Origin of the sequence: Owenweeksia hongkongensis DSM 17368 (assembly GCF_000236705.1) — a bacterium.
GTDB classification, from domain to species: Bacteria; Bacteroidota; Bacteroidia; order Flavobacteriales; family Schleiferiaceae; genus Owenweeksia; species Owenweeksia hongkongensis.
This window is the reverse complement of the sequence record NC_016599.1, coordinates 442,326-462,201: the sequence shown is the minus strand read 5'-3', so window position 1 is coordinate 462,201 and position 19,876 is coordinate 442,326. Positions and strand designations below refer to the sequence as shown.

The 19,876-nt window shown below is 38.0% G+C and carries 20 protein-coding genes; 16 read left to right on the top strand and 4 right to left on the bottom strand.

Going from position 1 to position 19,876, the window contains the following annotated elements:
• Positions 1-112: 112 nt before the first annotated feature.
• From OWEHO_RS02180 to OWEHO_RS02160, 4 genes are all read left to right on the top strand, one after another.
• On the top strand, positions 113-1,300 hold the full coding sequence (locus OWEHO_RS02180; protein ID WP_014200818.1) for a multidrug effflux MFS transporter: 1,188 nt from the start codon (positions 113-115) through the stop codon (positions 1,298-1,300).
• 189 nt (positions 1,301-1,489) lie between these two features.
• The gene (locus tag OWEHO_RS02175; RefSeq protein WP_014200817.1) at positions 1,490-3,505 is read left to right on the top strand and encodes an ATP-binding protein; all 2,016 of its coding nucleotides are present in this window, start codon (positions 1,490-1,492) and stop codon (positions 3,503-3,505) included.
• A 39-nt stretch (positions 3,506-3,544) separates the two neighbouring features.
• Positions 3,545-4,237, top strand: coding sequence for an AlbA family DNA-binding domain-containing protein (locus OWEHO_RS02170; protein WP_014200816.1), 693 nt, complete (start codon positions 3,545-3,547; stop codon positions 4,235-4,237).
• Positions 4,238-4,581: 344 nt separating this feature from the next.
• A complete protein-coding gene (locus tag OWEHO_RS02160; RefSeq protein ID WP_169312754.1) occupies positions 4,582-6,615 on the top strand; it encodes a tetratricopeptide repeat-containing sensor histidine kinase in 2,034 nt (677 codons plus the stop codon).
• 103 nt (positions 6,616-6,718) lie between these two features.
• Here the strand turns inward: OWEHO_RS02160 and OWEHO_RS02155 are convergent, their stop codons facing one another.
• Positions 6,719-7,909 carry a C1 family peptidase gene (locus tag OWEHO_RS02155; protein ID WP_014200814.1) on the bottom strand — a complete coding sequence of 397 codons (1,191 nt, stop codon included), beginning with the start codon at positions 7,907-7,909 and terminating at the stop codon, positions 6,719-6,721.
• Between the two features lie 172 nt (positions 7,910-8,081).
• Between OWEHO_RS02155 and OWEHO_RS02150 the strand changes: the two genes are divergently transcribed.
• Positions 8,082-8,510, top strand: a complete 429-nt coding sequence (locus tag OWEHO_RS02150; protein ID WP_014200813.1) for an Hsp20/alpha crystallin family protein — start codon at positions 8,082-8,084, stop codon at positions 8,508-8,510.
• Position 8,511: 1 nt separating this feature from the next.
• Here the strand turns inward: OWEHO_RS02150 and OWEHO_RS02145 are convergent, their stop codons facing one another.
• Positions 8,512-8,901 carry a hypothetical protein gene (locus OWEHO_RS02145; RefSeq protein WP_014200812.1) on the bottom strand — a complete coding sequence of 130 codons (390 nt, stop codon included), beginning with the start codon at positions 8,899-8,901 and terminating at the stop codon, positions 8,512-8,514.
• A gap of 302 nt (positions 8,902-9,203) precedes the next feature.
• Here OWEHO_RS02145 and OWEHO_RS02140 point away from each other — a divergent pair, with 302 nt between their 5' ends.
• Complete coding sequence (locus OWEHO_RS02140; RefSeq protein ID WP_014200811.1) at positions 9,204-9,806, top strand: DUF1684 domain-containing protein; 603 nt, start codon at positions 9,204-9,206, stop codon at positions 9,804-9,806.
• A 1-nt stretch (position 9,807) separates the two neighbouring features.
• Here OWEHO_RS02140 and OWEHO_RS02135 read toward each other — a convergent pair whose 3' ends face one another.
• On the bottom strand, positions 9,808-10,599 hold the full coding sequence (locus OWEHO_RS02135) for a peptidylprolyl isomerase (RefSeq protein ID WP_014200810.1): 792 nt from the start codon (positions 10,597-10,599) through the stop codon (positions 9,808-9,810).
• Positions 10,600-10,720: 121 nt separating this feature from the next.
• Entirely contained in the window at positions 10,721-11,662 is a 942-nt protein-coding gene (locus OWEHO_RS02130; RefSeq protein WP_014200809.1) for a LysR substrate-binding domain-containing protein, read from the bottom strand.
• Between the two features lie 132 nt (positions 11,663-11,794).
• Between OWEHO_RS02130 and OWEHO_RS02125 the strand changes: the two genes are divergently transcribed.
• From OWEHO_RS02125 to OWEHO_RS02080, 10 genes are all read left to right on the top strand, one after another.
• Complete coding sequence (locus OWEHO_RS02125; RefSeq protein ID WP_014200808.1) at positions 11,795-12,427, top strand: NUDIX hydrolase; 633 nt, start codon at positions 11,795-11,797, stop codon at positions 12,425-12,427.
• 51 nt (positions 12,428-12,478) lie between these two features.
• Positions 12,479-13,270 (top strand): lysophospholipid acyltransferase family protein, encoded by a 792-nt coding sequence (locus OWEHO_RS02120; protein WP_014200807.1) that lies wholly within the window; start codon positions 12,479-12,481, stop codon positions 13,268-13,270.
• A gap of 96 nt (positions 13,271-13,366) precedes the next feature.
• Positions 13,367-14,113 (top strand): hypothetical protein, encoded by a 747-nt coding sequence (locus OWEHO_RS02115; protein WP_014200806.1) that lies wholly within the window; start codon positions 13,367-13,369, stop codon positions 14,111-14,113.
• Positions 14,114-14,123: 10 nt separating this feature from the next.
• Positions 14,124-14,906: an MbnP family protein gene (locus tag OWEHO_RS02110; RefSeq protein WP_014200805.1), complete on the top strand. Its 783-nt coding sequence runs from the start codon at positions 14,124-14,126 to the stop codon at positions 14,904-14,906.
• 35 nt (positions 14,907-14,941) lie between these two features.
• Entirely contained in the window at positions 14,942-16,300 is a 1,359-nt protein-coding gene (locus tag OWEHO_RS02105) for a UDP-N-acetylmuramate--L-alanine ligase (protein ID WP_014200804.1), read from the top strand.
• A gap of 37 nt (positions 16,301-16,337) precedes the next feature.
• Positions 16,338-16,883, top strand: coding sequence for a bifunctional pyr operon transcriptional regulator/uracil phosphoribosyltransferase PyrR (gene pyrR, locus OWEHO_RS02100; protein ID WP_014200803.1), 546 nt, complete (start codon positions 16,338-16,340; stop codon positions 16,881-16,883).
• Complete coding sequence (locus OWEHO_RS02095; protein ID WP_014200802.1) at positions 16,876-17,817, top strand: aspartate carbamoyltransferase catalytic subunit; 942 nt, start codon at positions 16,876-16,878, stop codon at positions 17,815-17,817. The genes pyrR and OWEHO_RS02095 overlap by 8 nt, the downstream gene beginning before the upstream one ends.
• Positions 17,818-17,819: 2 nt before the next feature.
• Positions 17,820-18,149 (top strand): hypothetical protein, encoded by a 330-nt coding sequence (locus OWEHO_RS02090; protein WP_014200801.1) that lies wholly within the window; start codon positions 17,820-17,822, stop codon positions 18,147-18,149.
• 4 nt (positions 18,150-18,153) lie between these two features.
• Entirely contained in the window at positions 18,154-18,921 is a 768-nt protein-coding gene (locus tag OWEHO_RS02085; protein ID WP_014200800.1) for a T9SS type A sorting domain-containing protein, read from the top strand.
• Complete coding sequence (locus OWEHO_RS02080; protein ID WP_014200799.1) at positions 18,921-19,871, top strand: ribonuclease Z; 951 nt, start codon at positions 18,921-18,923, stop codon at positions 19,869-19,871. Before OWEHO_RS02085 ends, OWEHO_RS02080 begins: the two co-directional genes overlap by 1 nt.
• The last annotated feature ends 5 nt before the right edge of the window (positions 19,872-19,876 follow it).

The following is a 19,876-nucleotide window of genomic DNA, read 5'->3' as shown; positions in this document are numbered from 1 at the left end:
ACACAAATAGATATTTGTGATTGTAGCGTATAAACAAATCGTATTGAAAACTGGAAGGTACACTTTAGGTTACTAATACATTTGCCCCTTAGCTAAAAAGCGGAAAATTCAGGTGACCAAACGACAGCAATACATTATCATTCTCATTTTAGGAGCTATTGCTGCCTTAGGGCCATTTTCTATTGATATGTATTTGCCTGGTTTCTCGGCCATAGCCAAAGACCTAAATACTGACGTGGCCAGTGTTGGTCTGACACTTACCAGCTATTTTATAGGAATTTCTGTGGGGCAATTAATCTATGGTCCACTCGTAGATAGATATGGAAGAAAAAAGCCATTATTAATAGGTCTTTTCATATACCTTGTGGCTGCTTTAGGTTGTGCTCTTTCACCAAGCATAGACTGGCTAATAGCCCTCAGGCTTATACTAGCACTTGGTGGATGTGTAGGTATGGTGGCAAGCCGTGCAATTGTAAGAGATATTTTTCCTGTAAATGAAACGGCTCGTGTGTTTTCTACCCTTCTACTTGTAATGGGAATAGCACCAATAATTGCTCCCACCATTGGTGGATATGTAACCAGCGCTTTTGGCTGGAAATACATTTTTATCATATTAAGTGCTATTTCGGCAGTTTTGATTCTATTAGTTTACCGCGGCTTGGCTGAAACAAAAGAGTTTGACCCAACGGTATCTCTAAAGCCAGGAAAGGTTGCAAAAGGTTACTTTGAAGTTCTTAAAAATAGAGAGTTCCTTACATTTTCAATGGCTGGTAGTGTTACCATGGCTGGTATGTTTACGTATATCACAGGTTCTCCTTTTGTATTAATGGAAATTTATGGATTTTCGGAAACCGAGTTTGGATGGATATTTGGACTAAATGCTTTTGGTTTTATTGCCGGTAGTCAAGTGAACCGGGCATGGCTAAGGAAGCGCAGCACAGAGAGTATTTCAAATATTACTGCGGTTATTTTATTTCTGGTGGGATGTGTTTTAACCTTTGCTCATTTCTCCAACATACTTAATGCGCCACTCCTACTAACTCTACTTTTTTTATTCTTATTTTTTCTCGGATTTCTCAATCCCAATACCACCGCATTGGCACTTGAGCCGTTTACCAAAAATGCAGGTGTTGCATCTGCTCTTATCGGCAGTCTAAGAATGTTTTCCGGAGCTGTAGCCTCAGCTTTAATTAGCTTTTTCTTTGATGGCACAGAATTACCAATGATTACCATAATGATGTCGTGTGCTGTAATAGTGTTGATTCTTACTCAATACTACAAGAGCAAGGCCAGAGCATAAATCATCCTTCCCCTCTTTGGTTTCACGAGATTGATAAGTGATCTACGTGCACATTAAAACAGGCAGAAACCTGCATTCTGATGTTTACCGCAAGTGATCATATTTAAATTTCCGTTATTTGTGTTACTCAACTTATACTCAGCCTACATTAGGAAGGTTAAAAACTAACAAACTCTATCTTGCAGTAACGTGAACATTAGATACTTTTTGCTCCTTCTTCTTGCTACGGCACATCTTATCCCCTGTGCCGGGCAGCAAAATTTTGATGATACCACATCAACCGAGGACACTTTGCTTGAATTAACAATTAAAATGGAAGATTGGGTTTACAAAAACATTGATAGCTCACGCTATTATGCTTGTGAATTGATGAACGAATCATTGCTTAAAAATGATAGCTTCTATATAGCGTATGCCTACACAGGACTATCGTCCACCCTATTTTATCAGTATCGACTAGATGAGGCGTTGGAATATCTTCATGTAAGTTATGACATATACCAAAAAATTGGTGATTCCAGTGATCTATCAGATGCCAATATGAATTTTGGCAACGTATACACTGAAATGGGATTTTTTGAAAAAGGGCTTAATTATTATAAAAGTGCTGAGGACTACCTTCCTAAGAATAGTGAGTGGTTACATTATAATTTAGCGTACCTATATTATAATACTTCTCAAACCTTTATGGACTTGGGTGACTTTATTAATACTCAAGAATACTTGAACAAAGCTGAGCACAATGCTATTCAGGATAGTGCGTATGAGTTACTTTTTGCGATAAAAAATGTAAATGCGGAGTTACTCCTAATTGAGGGTCAGGATGAAGAGGCCCGCAAGTATGCACAACTGGCGCTAAATCAAGCAAAAGAGTATGGAGACCTGCTCGAACAATCTAAATCATTGGAACTATTAGCACAGGTGCATGCTAATTATGGTAACCATACAAAAGCCATTTCTTTTCAAAAAGAAGCTTTAGGGAAGGCAATTGAATTTGGCGAGCCGGTGGAGATTGCTAAACAATATGGCCACTTATCTTCCATAATGCTAAGTTCAGGTAAAAATCAAGCGGCACTGGAATACGCTGAAATTGCACAAAAATATGCTGACACGATAAAATCCCAATTGCTGCACAAGGATATCGCTCTAATACTTGGTCAGGCCTTAGAATCAAACAACTTTCCTAAAGAAGCTTTACAAGCTTATAAAACATATTATGCCTACAAAGACACTCTCGCCAAGATAAATATTCATGAGCGGATACTATTAACCCAGAATAAAATTCAAAGTCAAGAGGCTGAGTTACTAAAAGCAAAAAATTCATTTCAACAATCTGTAATAAAGCAGGATAGAATAGTGATGATAGGCATAGGCACTGCATTTATACTGGCCCTCATTATTCTACTTATTCTGCTAAAAAGTTTACGCAGAAAACATCATTCGCAGCAAATTATAGAAGGAAAGCAAAAGTTACTCAACGCAAAAAGTGAGGAACTCAATAATACTAATCAAGCCTTAAGGCAACTAAATGAAGGAAAGGATAAACTACTTTCTATTTTGACTCATGATCTTAAACAACCATTCAATCAAACTCTTCAACTCCTTGAGATTTTAGATCATGAAATGAATGAAGATGAAGATCTGCGTGAATTGACTAGAAAGGTAAAAGATACAGTAGAAAATACCAAAGGCACCGTAGATAACCTGCTTACCTGGACTAAATCACAATTTACAAATCTAAAAACAAGACCAAAGGCCGTATTAATAAAGCCTCTTGCAATGGAGCTACGAGCAGAGTTTACCAATGCAATTGAGCAAAAAAGAATAAACTTTCAGATAGAAATGGAGCCAGGCCTAAAAGTGCTAGCGGATCCAAACCACCTCGAGATTATACTTAGAAACTTGCTTCAAAACGCTGTGAAATTTTCTAATTCGGAAGGAGAAATAAACGTGCGTGCTATAAAGGAAAAGGAAAATGTACATATTGAAGTAAGTGATGACGGCAAGGGAATGGATCAGGAGCAAATAAAAAAACTATTTGATGTAAATGCTCATTTCTCTACTCCCGGCACTTTGAATGAAAAAGGCACAGGCTTAGGAATGCTTATTGTAAATGACTTTGTACAGGAAAACAACGGCCAGCTGGAGGTTAAAAGCAAACCAAACAAGGGAAGCACTTTTAGAATAATACTTCCTGCTGCGTAGAGTTTTACTTGCTACGCACAAGCAATTTTACCCTAAAAAATGAACTCAAAAGGAGCCCCATCAAATCATCCTCGCCAGCTCGACCAAATACAGGGTACCGAGTTTGATTTGAACAGAATGATAAAGGAAGGTGAGCATCAAAAGCAGGATTTTAAATTTCGCATTGATAGCTCCCAAAAAATAGCAAAAACTTTATGCGCCTTTGCCAATACTGATGGTGGCAAATTACTGATTGGTGTAAAAGACAATGGTAGACTTGCTGGTATTGATCCTGAAGAAGAATTTTACATGATAGATGGTGCAGCAAATATTTACTGTAAACCAGCCATCGAGTTTTACTCAACTGTATACTCTGCCGAGGATAAGTTGATTTTAGAAATAGAAGTTCCTCCATCTATAAACCGGCCACATTTTGCAAAAACTGAAGACCAGAAGTGGATTGCCTATGTAAGGCAAAATGATGAAAACTTTATGGCTAACGGGGTGCTTCTCTCCTACTTGCGTGACAAAACACCGAAGAGCGAAAGGAAAAACTTAATAGCTTATGGCGACCATGAGCGAATGCTTTTTGACTATTTAAGTGAAAATGAAGAAATATCACTGAGCAAGTTTTCCAAAATAGCCAAAATCCCTATTCGGAAGGCAGAAAAAACTTTAGCTCTATTTATAAAGTGGGAAATCATAAATTGGAAAGCTACAGAGGCTGGAATTCGCTTTTCATTAGTCGGGTGATCGAGTAATATTTAGTTCAGTCAGTCCAGCATCCAAATCCGGAAACCAATCAAGTAAAGGGCTGGATTCACCACATCCGCCTTCCCACTCAATGCAATAAATTTGCTGGTGCCTAAAGCCACATTGTGAACATTCACCCGCTTTATCTAGTAATTGATCGACACTTTGGCAATACTCACAGTGCCAGAGGGTATCAGGTGTTGGAAACCACGCACATTTTGGGCACTTTGGTTGCATATTTTGTAGGTAGTTTCTTATCGAAAAAAACACCGCTATTATCTATTATTAGAACAGTCTATGAGTACACTCGGTTACATTAGCGGTCAAGCTTAATGAGGACATTGTTGAAAACGAACATACTATTCTTGCTGTTCTGTTTTGGTGCGTATGGCCAAAGTAGTTTTTTTTGGCAAAACATTGTTAATACTGATAGTCTGAATATTTATTCGGATAGTATTTTGGCCATGCCCAGTGGTGAAAGCAACCGTATTGCTAAAAATATTCAGATAAGTGCTCTGCGCAATAGAGACAGTCTTTTATATGCTTCTTCACTCGGTCTTGAAACTAAATCAAGATTTATAAATGGCGAATTAAATCAGTCATTAGCTTTACAAAATGAAGCGCTTGCCATATTTCAGAAGTATAAAAACAAGGAAGGCCAATGTGCTGCCCTTATCACACTTGCTCTTATTGATTTTGAAAATGGAAACTTATATCAAGCACGTAGTAAATTAAGGAATAGCACAAAGCTAGCTTTAGAAATAAATAATCATTATTACCATGCGCTATCCGAATATCACATTGCGCAAATCAACTTTACTCAACAGCAATACTCAAAGTCAAAGAAAGGTTTAATAAAAGCTAAATCTATTTTGGAATCGGCTGATCTAAACTTAGATCTGGAGTTTGCCATTTTTCAGCAACTTGCTCTTATTGAAATTGAATTTGGTCAATTAAGCCGAGCTTATGATTTACTGAACAAAACCAAGCAAAAAGCTTTACATCCTGATTATCTTTATAATTTAAACCTGAATTGGTCTAAGTATTGGCAGGCAATGCTCAACCCACAAAAGGCTGAAGAAGCTGGTATAAAAGCTTTATTATGGGCAAATGCCCATCACAGTCCTACCTTAAGTATTGAAGCCCAAATCAACTTATCAGAAGTTTATATTCTGAAAAAAAACAACCAAAAAAGTATTGAATTTGCCCAACAGGCAAAAAATCTTCATAACAATCTTCCTGCTGCTACTTCGCTCAAACTACAAGTCCTTAATCAACTACATAAAGTTTACTTAGCCAGTGCTGATACGGCCAAAGCCTTAACAGCTCTTTTACAATTAAACACTATTCAAGATTCGCTTAAAAGCTTTGAGTTGGTAACCCTGCCCTTTACCACCACGAAGCCAAAAACAAGAATTGATACACTCCCTAAGACGGATACCTTAGAGGCTTCTGTATCCTCCTCCCCTAAAAGAATATTGATAAAAGCGAAAGGTAAAGAAGTGATAATTGGGCTTATCATTTTCTCAGCCATCGCTTTCATTATTGGACTTATTACTTCCATCCTACTCTTTAAGCAAAAACGAGAATTAAAAAAACTCAAAACAACACATAAGAAACTTTCTGAGAAAGAGGAACAAATAAGTATAGAGCAGCTAGAGTTGAAAAAAGACAACCAGCAACTTAAAGATCTTGACAAAAATAAAAACAAGGTTTTCTCAATACTTACCCACGATATACGCCAACCTATAAATCAAGTTAAATCTGTTTTAGAACTGTTGGAAATGGAAGACTTGACTAAAAAAGATCGTGTAGAAATCGTCCAAAAGCTTCGCGAATCGATTGACAACTCTAGCAATGCGCTCGAAAATTTACTCCTATGGAGTAAAAAGCAGTTGACGGGTATCAATACTAAGATCGTAGATGTTCACCTATTACCTCAGGTGTGGCAAATCGAAAGCCAGGTAAAGGCAAATTTGGATTCTAAAAATCTTAAATTGGACATTCACGTTCCCGATTTCTTAAAAGTGAAAGCCGACATGAGTCAGCTAGATATCTGCCTCCGAAACTTGGTGAACAATGCCATCAAATTTTCCAATAGCGGTGGTGTAATCACCATTGAGGCAGTTGAAGAAAATGGAGACAAAATTATAAGGGTAATTGATAATGGAGTAGGCATGTCTATAGATCAAGTAGATAAGCTTAAAAACATGAAAGGTGATTTTACCACCCTTGGCACCATGAATGAAAAAGGCACCGGACTTGGAGTATTAATTACCCGTGAGTTTATGCAAAATCAAAATGGCGAGTTAGATATCCAAAGTCGTAAAGGAGAAGGAAGCATTTTCAGCATGATTTTTCATGAAGCGCCAAAATAGTTAAGTCTAATACGCTTGATAATTGTTCTCAAACGATTTGTTAACGCAAAAAAAATGGCCGCTCGATGAGCGGCCATTTCAATTTTAAAGCAATCAATCCCTTTTACAGATCAAGTTCCTTTTTGATGCTTTTCGGTAAAGCATCTTTATGCATTAGCACCGAAATAGTTTTATATCTAAAGAAAGACTCAGATGCATAAATGTACCCTACACGGTTACTGTTTTTACGCTCGCCCCAGCTATTCTTTACCACATAGTACTCATTACCATTTTGGTCTTTCACCTTCCCGGTAATTTGCATACCGTGGTCATCAGTGGTTTCATAGTTATCATAAGCCGCTTGACGGATTTCCGCATCAATCTTCATTTCTTCCTTTGGTCCTTCAAACATTGTTTCACGCTCTTCAGAAGTCATATCGCTATAATCCTCAGCAGGAACTATAGCAAGTGCATTCTTCAATGAAAAACCTTTTTCGCTAACATCAGTGGCCCAGCCCATAGTGTAGCCCTGCTCTAAGCTATAATCTACAGCCTGCTCCATTTCGTCAAGAGTTACGTTGTAGCTCTCTCCCCAAAGCCAATTATCAGGAACCTCAATCATTACCAACTCATGCATTGGCTGGTGTGTAAACGATGTTATCTGAATGTAGTTATCCGGCTTTATACCAATTACTTCATCAGCAAAAGTACGTGGAGTGTACTTTTTTCCGTTCCACTCAAACTCTTCTGGATACTCTCCAAGGTAAGCGTCAAGCGTGGCTTCAAAAGCTTTTCTCCAACTTGGAGAAAGTGTTTTGTTATGATTTTTTACTACTTGTTCAAGTTGTGCTTTCAAAATACTTTCAAGCTCACCATGGTTGTTTTCGTCCATCCCATAGTCCAACCCTTCATATACTTCTTGAGGAACGGCACCATACTTTTTGATAACATACATTACATCTGGCAAAGCACCACCTTGTCCAAAGTTTAGATTACCATGAAGACGTACGTAACGCTCAGCTTTATCCAGATATACTTGACGAACGGTAAACATTTCGGAAATATCCACTGGCTCCTTACCCATTCTAATCATCTCTGATTCTATGAACGAGCTGGTGGCATAACTCCAGCAAGTACCACTTCTCCCTTGATTTTTTACCGGAGTAGCTTCTAAATCTACTATGGTTTCAAATTCAAAACCTTGCTCTGCATCTGCAGCTCCATTGTCTTTTACTTTGTCAATCAGTTCATCCTGTGCCGCAAGTGGAATAGTAGCACATAGCGATAGGGCTATTGCGAAACTTTTTATTCTCATTATGTAGTTATTATATTTTCTTAAAAACAGCGGCTAATCTACTAATTACGTGCCAAACCTTAGAATACATATGCTGTCTAGAGATATTCCTTTATAAGTTCATATCTCATTGTGAACAATGAAATAAACTCAACCGTTTTAATATCAAAGTATTAATTAAAAATAAATAGTTATGTCACTTAGACAATTTGACGAAGACCTTCGAAATAGAAACTCTTTCTCAGGCTATTTCAAAGACAACTTCTTTACAGATAGCCTCATGAGAAGAAGTGATTATAGGCCCGCTGCCAATGTTCAATCTCTAGACGATAGATACGAAATTCAATTGGCGTTGCCCGGCTATAAGCGTGAAAGTATCAATCTATCAGTAGATCAAAACATCTTGACCATTGAAGCCGAAGAAATAAAACGCAGTGAAATTAACGAGAATTACACTAGACGTGAGTTTTACCAATCTTCATTTCAGCGTTCATTCAGCTTGCCGGATGATGTAAATGAAGATAAAATAGAAGCCACTTTTAAAGACGGAGTGCTCATAATTTCCATAGGTAGGCATGATCATGACCCTAAAGTCAGACAACGCAAAATTGAAATTAAATAGGTTAAGCCACTTTTTTTCCACTAAGTGTATTTACCAATTGTAAGTGGTATATAGCTTTTGCTAATTTTCTGGTTTTGCCCTTACCTTGTACTTCGTGTACAAATACCTTGAGCAGTATTTCTCTGCTATTAGAAGCATACAATTGTGCCTTTACCATTAGTTGAGGCTCAGTGCCTAACTCATTAAATATATCGAGCTTCACATTGGGCACCTTTATTTTTAGGTGGTCGTCCAGCATATCATTCAGTCTATGCTGCATTTGTGCAGAAGCTTCTTCAATAAGGTTAAGTGCATTCCACTGAAGCTTGGGTTGCCCCTCACCACGCATGGTTACCACTTTTTGAAAGTTTGCTTTCTTGTTGCTCTCCAAAATTTTCACATAGTCCTTCATTGCCTTTTTGCTTTGCGACTTATACCACAAAAAAAGCCCCGAATTTCTTCGGGGCTTTTGGTTTATGCTGATATAAATCTAATTCTATTTAATATGCTGCACCTCTAGCCCCAATATACTTACCGTCCACATCTTATTGCAAGACTGGTTATGGTAAATATTATTATTGCGCATTGTGCTTTTCATTAGCTCAAACATAGTGAATTTTTAAGAGCACACAAATAAGCTCTCCTTATTTTATTAATTGAATTATTTTAAGTTTGGTTACAATAAACAAACGCCACAGGCGCAATCCATAACACATGATTAAACCCCCACTAATTCTTCTTTTCACTTTAGTTGCTTCAATGCTTTCCGCTCAAAATATTATTGAAGAAAACACGGCTTGGCGCAAAAAGCAAAATGCAGAGTTTAGGGATTCTACCCAAAGTCCTCTCAAAGATATAGACAGAAAAAACTTTGATAGCCTAGCTTTTTATCCCATCAATGAGACTTTTTACATAATAGCTTCGGTTACCCAAACACCGGATAGTGTCCCTTTTAAAATGAAAACTAGCACCGACCGCTTGGCAGATTATCGCCAGTGGGGCATTGCCCATTTCGAAATTGACTCACAAAAATTTGATTTACCGGTTTATCAAAACCTTAGATTGTTAAGTCTCCCAAATTACAAAGACTACTTGTTCATTCCTTTTACAGACCTTACCAATGGAGAAGAAACATATGGAGCCGGTCGATATGTAGAAGCCACCCTTCCTGAAGGTGATACATTACTTATCGATTTTAATAAAGCCTATAATCCTTACTGCGCTTATAACGATAAGTACTCTTGCCCTATTCCGCCAAAGGAAAACCACTTGGGCATTGAGATAAAAGCTGGAGAATTAGTGTTTGAAAAGCATTAAGCTATTTCACCACTTTTACTTTAATTGGCAAATTTACCACAGGCCATTCCCCTTCATCTACCTGCACTTTACTTATTGCCTCCACAAAATCCATTCCGGCTACCACCTCGCCAAATACTGTATGCTGGCCATCTAAATGTGGCGAACCTGTATTCTTACTATAAAAATCTAACTGTGCATCAGTAAAGGTCATTTCATGCTTTTCTGCTAATAACTCAAGCTCCCTCCGAGTGTAACTTTTGCCTAGCACAATGTAAAATTCATAGGGGTCAGAAAGCTTTTCTGGGTTTTGAAAATACGAACGTGCCATGGCCACAGAGCCATATTTATGATAGTTGGTTTCCACCATTTCTGCAGGAATTTTGTACTCGCCTATTTTCTTTCGTTTTCTCACAGTTTCCACGGCATCGGTATTTCCTGCTTGTATTACGTGACCTTCGCTTACCCGATAAAACCAAGTGTCATCAAAATATTTCTTTTTAGTTAGGTATAAAAAATTTGCCCTATGAAGGGGCGTGTTTTTGTAAAGTTGGATTTTAATATTTCCTTTTGGAGTGCTTACTTCAACCACGGTTTCTTTATGCTCAGCAGCATATTGCTTTAAGAAGTCCTGAGCATTATTCTCTGTTAAAGTCTTAGGTTCTTTCCTTTTGTTCTCTACCTTAATCTGTGTGCTTTCCCTCCTTATAACTGTATCTGCTGCGGTGTTATTTTGGCTACAAGCCGCCAAAAACAAAAAACTGAGGATAGCATAAAGGAATAATGATTTGGGACGAAGAGGGAATCTTAGCATATACTTTAAAGAGATATTGAGAAATGCGAATGTAAAAATTCGATTTTAGCCTTAGCTAAAAACAGAAAAGCACAAGTCGGAAAACCAACTTGTGCTTCAAAAACTAAACTTAACTTAATCCTTAAGCGCTCTTCAACGGACTTACCACGTCTTCCGTTTCGTTTGCAAGTTTCTCAGGAATATTATTCAAAATGATCTTGTGAAGCTCCTCAATTACCTTAATCTTAAGTTCGGCTCTTGTATACACAATGCTAACTTCACGCATAGGTCGTGGATCAGCAATTGGCTTTACAAGTTTTTGATCTTCTTCAGCAAGATCCAATGCGTGCAAGTATGGAATCAAAGTCATTCCAAAACCTTGCTTACTTAGCTTCACCAGTGTTTCAAAGTTTCCACTTTCCAACTTAATAGCCTTGCTATCTTCTTTTTTCGGTTGATTGCAAATATTCAAAACACTGTTTCTAAAGCAATGTCCTTCATTTAGCAAAAGAATGTCATCCACATTAAGTTCAGAGTTCGTCACAAAAGATTCTTTACCCAAACGGTGATTTTCAGGAATAAAAGCCATGAATGGCTCATAATATAAAGGCTTTTCTATAATTCCTTTTTCATCAAGAGGTGTCGCCATAATTCCAGCATCTAACTCATCCATCCTGAGCTTTTCAAGAATAGTTTCGGTTTGAAGTTCCTGAATTTGCAGTTGAATTTTGGGAAACTTCTTATGGAAATTGGCAATGAAACGAGGAATTAATGAAGATGCTACGGTAGGAATAACTCCTAATTTAAACGGACCTTCAAGTTGGTTTTTACCTTCCTGCAATATTTGATGAATACGCTCACTTTCATGAACAACAGTGCGTGCTTGATTAACAATACGCTCCCCGATAGATGTAGGTCTTACCGGATGTTTACTTCGGTCAAAAAGCAATACACCCAATTCGTCCTCTAATTTTTGAATTTGCATACTCAATGTGGGTTGAGTAACAAAGCATGCCTCGGCAGCACGAGCAAAGTGCCTGTGGTTGTCTACCGCTATTAAATATTGAAGTTGTGTTATTGTCATTATATTACTTTTACAAATTGGATGAGCAAATTTAATAATTAAAACTTATTTAATGTTATCACATTGATATTTTTTTAATCTAGATTTCTACCTTCGTTCATCGGTTTAGACTTAATCATAAAGCTACTTAACTTGAACTTTGAACAATTTCAAGGCGTTTTAAAATCCGCACTTCGGCAACCGCTACCGGGCAGTGATGCACAGCATATGCTTGCCCCTGTAGGCCGAACAGCCTTCGTACCTTCTCAAATAGAAGAGACTAATATTAGGCAGGCTGGTGTTATGGCGCTTTTCGTTGAAACAAAAACAAGGCCACACCTTGTACTCATCGAACGAGCCACATCAAAAGGTGTTCATTCTGGGCAAATTGCATTTCCTGGAGGCAAAGTTGAAGAACAAGACACTTCTTTTAAAGAAACCGCTCTTCGCGAAACCGAAGAGGAAATTGGATTGAAAGCATCGGAGATTGAAGTATTTGGTAGTTTCTCTCCTATTTATATCCCTCCGAGCAATTTTATGGTTCATCCTTTTACAGGAATTTATCACCAAGAGCCACAGTTTATTCCTCAGGTTAGTGAGGTGGCGAATGTTATTACTGTTGATTTTAATGACTTTTTGCTAGACTCATCCATCAAGCAACAAAGAATAAATGTGCGTGGGTTCAACATGGATGTGCCTACCTTTTACGTAGATGGACACACTATTTGGGGAGCCACAGCTATGATGCTAAGCGAGCTTCGACAGATGATTATTAAGGTATTGTAGCACCTCCTTTTTTATTAATTCTATCTTTGGCCCAGGATATTTCAGCATTACATGAAGATCAGACTACGCGATGCATTCGGCAATTCACTGATAATAAAGAGGTTTCTAATATTTATTGTTGGCCTCGTTGCATTTTATCGTTTTAATATTGTCAACAAAACAGTAATAAAAGGAAGTAAACACCTTAAGGGCTTGCCCAATACTAAGGTTATGTTTGTGAGCAATCATCAAACTTACTTCGCAGATGTAATGGGACTTTATCAAGTTTTTTGTTCTGCTAAATGGGGTATGTATGATAAAATTACAAACCCTATATACCTTCTTAATCCTAAGCTCAACATATTCTTTGTGGCCGCTCTTGAAACCATGAAGGCTGGATTTTTGCCAAAGCTATTTGCTTATGTAGGCTCGGTATCCATTAAACGTAGCTGGCGTCAAGCTGGTAAAGAGGTGGATCGTGGAGTAGATAAGCGCGATATCAACAAAATTTACAAAGCACTTGATGCTGGTTGGGTAATCACATTCCCACAAGGAACCACCACTCCTTATGTGCCTGGCAGAAGAGGCACTGCTCATATCATTAAAGAGACTCAGCCTATTGTAATTCCTGTAGTGGTGGATGGTTTTAGAAGAGCATTTGATAAAAAAGGATTATACCTTAAAAAAAGAGGTGTAAAACTTTCCATTACAATAAAGGAACCGCTAAAGCTGGATTACGACAACATGAACAGTCGTCAAATTTTGGACGAGTTGATGCGTAATATTGAGCAAACCGAAGACTTCAATACCATGAAGAAAATTAAGGATAGCCAAGTAACTGAACAAAGCGACATTCCTTCCTAAGCTGGCGTTTAATAAGTCTCTCCTATTTTTTAATTATCTCCTATCATTCAATAGTAATTGTATTGCTATATTTGGAGTTTAACCCTTATTTCAACAATGAGAAAATTATTTCTTCTACTCATAGTACCAGCTTTCTTTGCATGCGAAGAGAAAGATCTAACTACCGAGAACCCCGCAAAAAATAAAGACAATGTAAATATTGAAACGTCTATTCTATACGATACTTCAACGGTACATCTTGACACCATTTACACCAATAATTTGGGTCTTGAGTTTTATTTTACTGAAATGAGTTTTGCATTTAGCGATTATACATTTGCTGAAAAAGGTGATACTATTCTGCACCGACCAGAGCCATTTTTAATTACAGCCAAAAACCAAGAGCGATTAATCTCTCGTTTTATAACTGGCGGATACTCTGGCCAATATGGATTGAGGTTAGGTTTAGATTCTGCCCAAGGAGTGGGTTACACCAAGGCCATGGCTCAGGATGATGAATTGAAAAATTCCAGTGTATTTAGATTAGATGCAGATGGTATTGACCATATAGTCATAAAGGGCAAGCTTTTTGATCCACTTGATCCATTGGATTCCATTGGAAAAATTCCTTTTGATATTAGAATTGGAACCACAGCATATTCAAGGTCCAAAATTAGTGATGTGAATAATTTTTCAGTTTCAGGTACAGCCGTAATTCCGTTTATAGTGCAAATAAATTTATGGCCAGTATTTAATGACATGCAACTCTATGACCGACCAGTAATTAAAACTGACCCTACCAATCAGTTTGACATGGATGCTGCACTAGAAGTAGCTGATAGTCTTCAAGTAAACTTGTTTTAACAAAAATATTATGAAAACCTTAAAGACATTTTCTGTTGCTGGATTAGCTTTAATAATCGGATTATCTTCCTGCAAAGAGGATAAAAAAGAAGAGTTAAATCCAGATAAAATGGTAAAACTGAAGTTTGCTATTATGGATGAAAACAATCAAATGGCTTTGGGTGATGATGTTAAACTTACCACTGGGTTTGATTTTAAGCTACAATTATTAAGAATGTATGTGTCCGACATTACTCTTACAGAAGATGATGGTACACTACACTTAGTTAAAGGTGTGGATATTTTATCACCGGTAAAAAATGATGATAACACCACTACTCTCAATGTTCCTTATGGAAATTATACCAGTATCAAAATTGGATACGGTGTAGATGCAGAGCAAAACCTTTCAGACCCAACCTCTTTCTCGCAAAATCATCCTCTTTCCAATTATCAGAGCATGTACTGGCCAATGATTAATTATCGTTTTGTAAAACTTGAAGGCCAGTCTACGCAAACTTCTACTAGCACTGACTACTTAGTTTCTATACATCCAGGTAAAGATGCTTTATATCAAATTCGCGAGTATGACTTTAGCTCTGATTTGGAGGTAAACTCAAGTAGCACTCAGGAATTGCTTATTCAATTTGATATTAATGACATTTTTGATGGATCAGCTGGGGTGATTGACTTTTCGAAAGAAGATGCCAACCAAGTACATATGGTAGGTGCTTTAGACGATCTAATTGGCGAACGTTTTATGATAAATCTTGCTGACGCAACAAAATTGGAAGTAGTACAGCCCGCACAATAAATGCTTTTATAGATTTGCGCTAAGCAATTATATAAATGAAAGTACACTTTATTGCAATTGGCGGAAGTGCCATGCACAATTTGGCAATAGCCCTTCACCAAAAAGGATACGAAGTAAGTGGCAGTGATGATGAAGTTTTTGAACCATCTCGCTCACGATTAGATTCTAGAGGATTACTTCCCAAGTCTATGGGATGGTACCCTGAAAATATTACTACAGATCTTGATTATATCATTTTGGGTATGCACGCCCGAAAGGATAACCCTGAGCTTGCAAAAGCAAATGAATTGGGGATTAAAGTACTCTCCTACCCTGAGTTTATATTTGAGCAAAGCAAAGACAAAACCCGTGTAGTTATTGCTGGAAGTCATGGCAAGACTACCATTTCGGCAATGATTCTTCATGTGCTACATTATCATAATCATCAATGTGATTTTATGATTGGCGCCCAGCTAGAAGGTTTTGATGCCATGGTACGCCTCACAAATGATAGCGACTTTATTTTGCTCGAAGGTGACGAGTACCTCTCCTCTCCTATTGATTTACGTCCTAAATTTTTACACTACAAACCCAATATCACTTTAATTTCAGGAATAGCTTGGGATCATGTTAATGTGTTTACTACATATGATGACTATGTAAAGCAATTTGATCTTTTGCTGGAAAGCATAGAACCGGGAGGTGTGGTAATTTATAACCAAACCGATACCGAGGTAGACAATGTAATAGAACGCACCAAAAATGAGGTGAAAAAATTTGCCTACGGTCTGCCAGACTACGAAGTAAATGATGGACATGCTGTATTAAATACTGAGGAAGGTCCTGTGCCCCTTTCTATATTCGGAAAGCACAATATGAATAACCTGGAAGGCGCTCGTTGGATTTGTAACCAAATGGGCATAAATGATGAGCAGTTTTATGAAGCTATCACTTCATTCAAAGGTGCTGCCCGTAGGCTTGAAACTATTGATGCATCAGAAGGTATAAAGGCTTTCCGCGATTTTGCACACGCCCCTTCTAAGGTGAATGCTACCGTAAATGCTGTCAAAGAAAGCTTTCCAAATAGACGCGTAATTGCTTGCTTGGAATTACACACTTTTAGCAGTTTAAATATTGAATTTATGGATCAATATGCTGAAAGTATGGATGCTGCAGATGTAAAGTATGTATATTTTAACCCGGAAGTAGTCGCGCACAAGAGGTTGCCAGAACTAAATACGCAGGCCATTCAAGATAAATTTGGCAACAGCCAACTGGAAGTATTTGATGACAATACCAACCTAATCAGCAAGATAAAAACGGAACTTAAGAAAGATGACGTCTTGTTAATTATGAGTTCTGGAAGTTTTGACGGCATTGACTGGAAGAAAGTGATCGAAGAAGCCGATATTTGAATTCAATCAATGATTACATTTGCACAATCCTTTTCTGATGATCAAAAAAGAACTGCTCAGCGGTAAATCCATAGACATTATTCTTAGCCGACTCACTTGTGAGCTTATCGAAAATCATGGTGATTTTAAAGATACAGTACTCATAGGGTTACAGCCACGTGGTGTTTTGGTACTTGACAAACTACTAGCCAAGCTTGCGGACAATGGTATTTCTGATGTAAACCATGGTCGACTAGACATTACCTTTTACAGGGATGATTTTAGACGTAGAGATATACCTCTTCAACCCAATCAAACTAAGATTGATGTAATTCTAGAAGGTAAAAAAGTAGTGTTTGTGGACGATGTTCTGTACACCGGCAGAAGTGTACGCTCTGCTTTGGATGCCATTCACAGTTTTGGTCGCCCATCAGAAATTGAACTTCTTGTACTTATAGATCGTAGATTTTCCAGAGAGCTACCAATTCAACCAGATTATACAGGAAAGCAAGTAGACTCCTTGGCTTCGCAAAAAGTAGCCGTGGAGTGGAAAGAAGAAAGTGAAAAAGACGTAGTATACCTTATAAAGCCAAAAGATGAGTGAGTTAAGTGTAGACCATTTACTTGGTATTAAAAACCTTAGCACAGAAGATATTAATCTGATTTTCCAAACGGCAGATCAGTTTAAAGAAGTGATTAACCGACCTATCAGAAAAGTACCTTCACTTAGGGATATTACAATAGCTAATCTCTTTTTTGAAAATAGTACACGAACACGCCTCTCATTTGAGCTGGCAGAAAAGCGCCTTTCGGCTGATACTGTAAACTTTTCGGCCTCCTCCTCTTCTGTTTCCAAGGGTGAAACCTTGATTGATACTGTAAACAACATTTTGTCTATGAAAGTGGACATGGTGGTGATGCGGCACCCTAACCCAGGTGCGGCTGTATTTCTTTCACAAAACGTGGACAGCACCATAGTAAATGCGGGTGATGGAGCTCACGAGCACCCTACTCAAGCACTACTGGATGCTTTTTCTATGAGAGAGAAACATAATGATTTGAAAGGCAAAAAAGTGGTGATAGTTGGAGATATACTTCACTCTAGAGTTGCTCTGTCCAATATATTTTGCCTGCAAAAACTTGGAGCTGAAGTCAGAGTTTGCGGGCCAACCACACTTATTCCTAAATACATTCATACATTGGGGGTTGAAGTTTCGCATAATCTACAAGAATCTCTGGAGTGGTGTGATGTAGCTAATATGCTAAGAGTACAGCATGAGCGCCAGGATATAAAATATTTCCCTTCGGTGCGAGAATACACCCAGCAATTTGGTCTTACCCTGCCAATGCTGGATAGCTTGAAGAAGGACATAACCATAATGCACCCAGGTCCTATAAATCGTGGTGTGGAAATTACCAGCGAAGTAGCCGATAGCGATTATTCTATTATTCTAAATCAAGTGGAAAATGGAGTAGCTATTAGAATGGCCGTTTTGTACCTTTTAGCTTCTAAAAAGAAGATGAACTTCAAAGGCTAAGTATGAACTATGAGGTGGAATATCGGGATGATCATATTTTTATTCGCTGTCCTTTTGAGAGCGTGGGTAACTCTGAGTTTGAGAGCCTAGAAAATATTTTAGACGATGTCTCCTCTGAAAATGTTATTTTGCACATGGTTGCAGCGAGAAATTTTCGCCAACCTACCCAACTTAAAAAGATAATAGATCGTTTTATTAAACAAGACCAAAGCTTTATCGTAATTGCCACCTTACAACTGCTTGATGAACTAGAACTTACTACCCCATCGGCAGCAAATGAAAACGAAGCTTTGGACATTCTGGAAATGGAAGAAATAGAGCGAAAAATTTAACATTATGAAGAAAATACTACTTAGCATATCTGTTGTGCTTTTCACAACTTTTTTTACAAATGCTCAATGTACTCCCGACCCTACCATCACCGACCTTTATCAGGCACCTCCAGGAAGCAGACATGACACTGCTTTTGGAATTCCATATGTGGTTTTGCCATATGCCTACGTTGGTCAAAGTTATAATGAAGTTCTTTATTTTAAAATTCCTGTTGACACCCCTGCGTTTGGACAAACGGTAACTATAAACTATGTGAAACTTGATAGTGTATTGGGTATGCCTGCAGGTTTTACCACAAGTTGTAATCCTGCGGGATGTAAAATTTTTGGAGGCTCTTCGGGCTGTCTTAGCATGACGGGCACTCCTCAAGCTAATGATTCAATAGAACTTAAAGTAGCGATTGAATACAACGTCACGATAGGTGGCCTTCCTACCCCTCTTCGAGATACAATTAGTGGTTTTATGCTTGTAATTAAAGGAGGTCAGCCCGTAGGACTTGATGAAGTTGCTACAAGCAATAAAGCCCCAAAGCTTTATCCAAATCCTGCAAATAACACTCTGCATATTGATTATCAAGGTCAGGTTGCTGATGAAGCCGAAGTAACTCTTACCAATATGTTAGGCCGAGTAGTTGCTGCAAAATCTTTTGATGTACGCAACGGCAACAACACTTTTACTTTTGATGTCCATTCATTGAGCCCAGGAGTGTATCTATATACTATACAAGAAAATCAAAAAACCTTTACAGGGAGATTTACAATCTCCCGCTAATGGAACTTAAAGTTCAGATTTTAGGGAGCAGTTCCGCTATTCCGCTCAGCGGAAGAAATCCTACTGCCCAGTTTGTAACTATTGCCAGTCGTCACTTTTTAGTGGATTGTGGTGAGGGTACTCAAATACAATTACGCAGAAATAGAATTGGTTTTTCTCGCATCGAACACATCCTTATCAGTCATCTTCATGGTGATCATTTTTATGGATTAGTACCTCTACTCAGCACACTTCATCTTTTGGATAGACAAAAGGAAGTACACATTTATGGCCCACCAGAGCTTGAAAAAGGTATTTACGACTTACTGGCTCTTTCTCATGCTAAGCTCAGATACCCCCTTGTTTTTCATCCTCTCAATATGAAGGAGCCTGACTTAGTATATGAGGATAAAGGAATTAAGGTTCACTCCTTTCCCTTAAAACACAGTCTTCCGTGCTGTGGTTTCTTTTTTCAGGAAAAACCAAAACCAAGGAAGTTTATAAAAGAAGCCCTGGCAAAGTATAGTATTCCAAATGCTGAAATACGACAAATAAAACAGGGAGCTGATTGGGAAGATGAAAATGGAAACATTGTGCCCAACCATGAGCTAACCACGGACGCTCCTGCTTCTTTGAGCTACGCCTTTTGTACTGATACCAAGCCTATCAAACAACTTCGAAAGCTTTTACCCGATGCCCCAGATTTACTTTATCACGAAGCTACATTCAGTGAAGATTTAAAAGACAGAGCTAAGCAAACCAAGCATTCCACAGCTAAACAAGCAGCAGAAATTGCTCAACTAGTTGAAGCCAAACATTTGATTATAGGGCACTTTTCAGTACGATATGATGAGTTTGATGAACTCTTACAAGAAGCTAAAGCAGTATTTCCAAAAACTCATATTGCGGTAGAAAAAACAACGTTTAAGTTACAATCCTCCGAAAAGTTATTGATAGAATTGGGCTCATAATAATG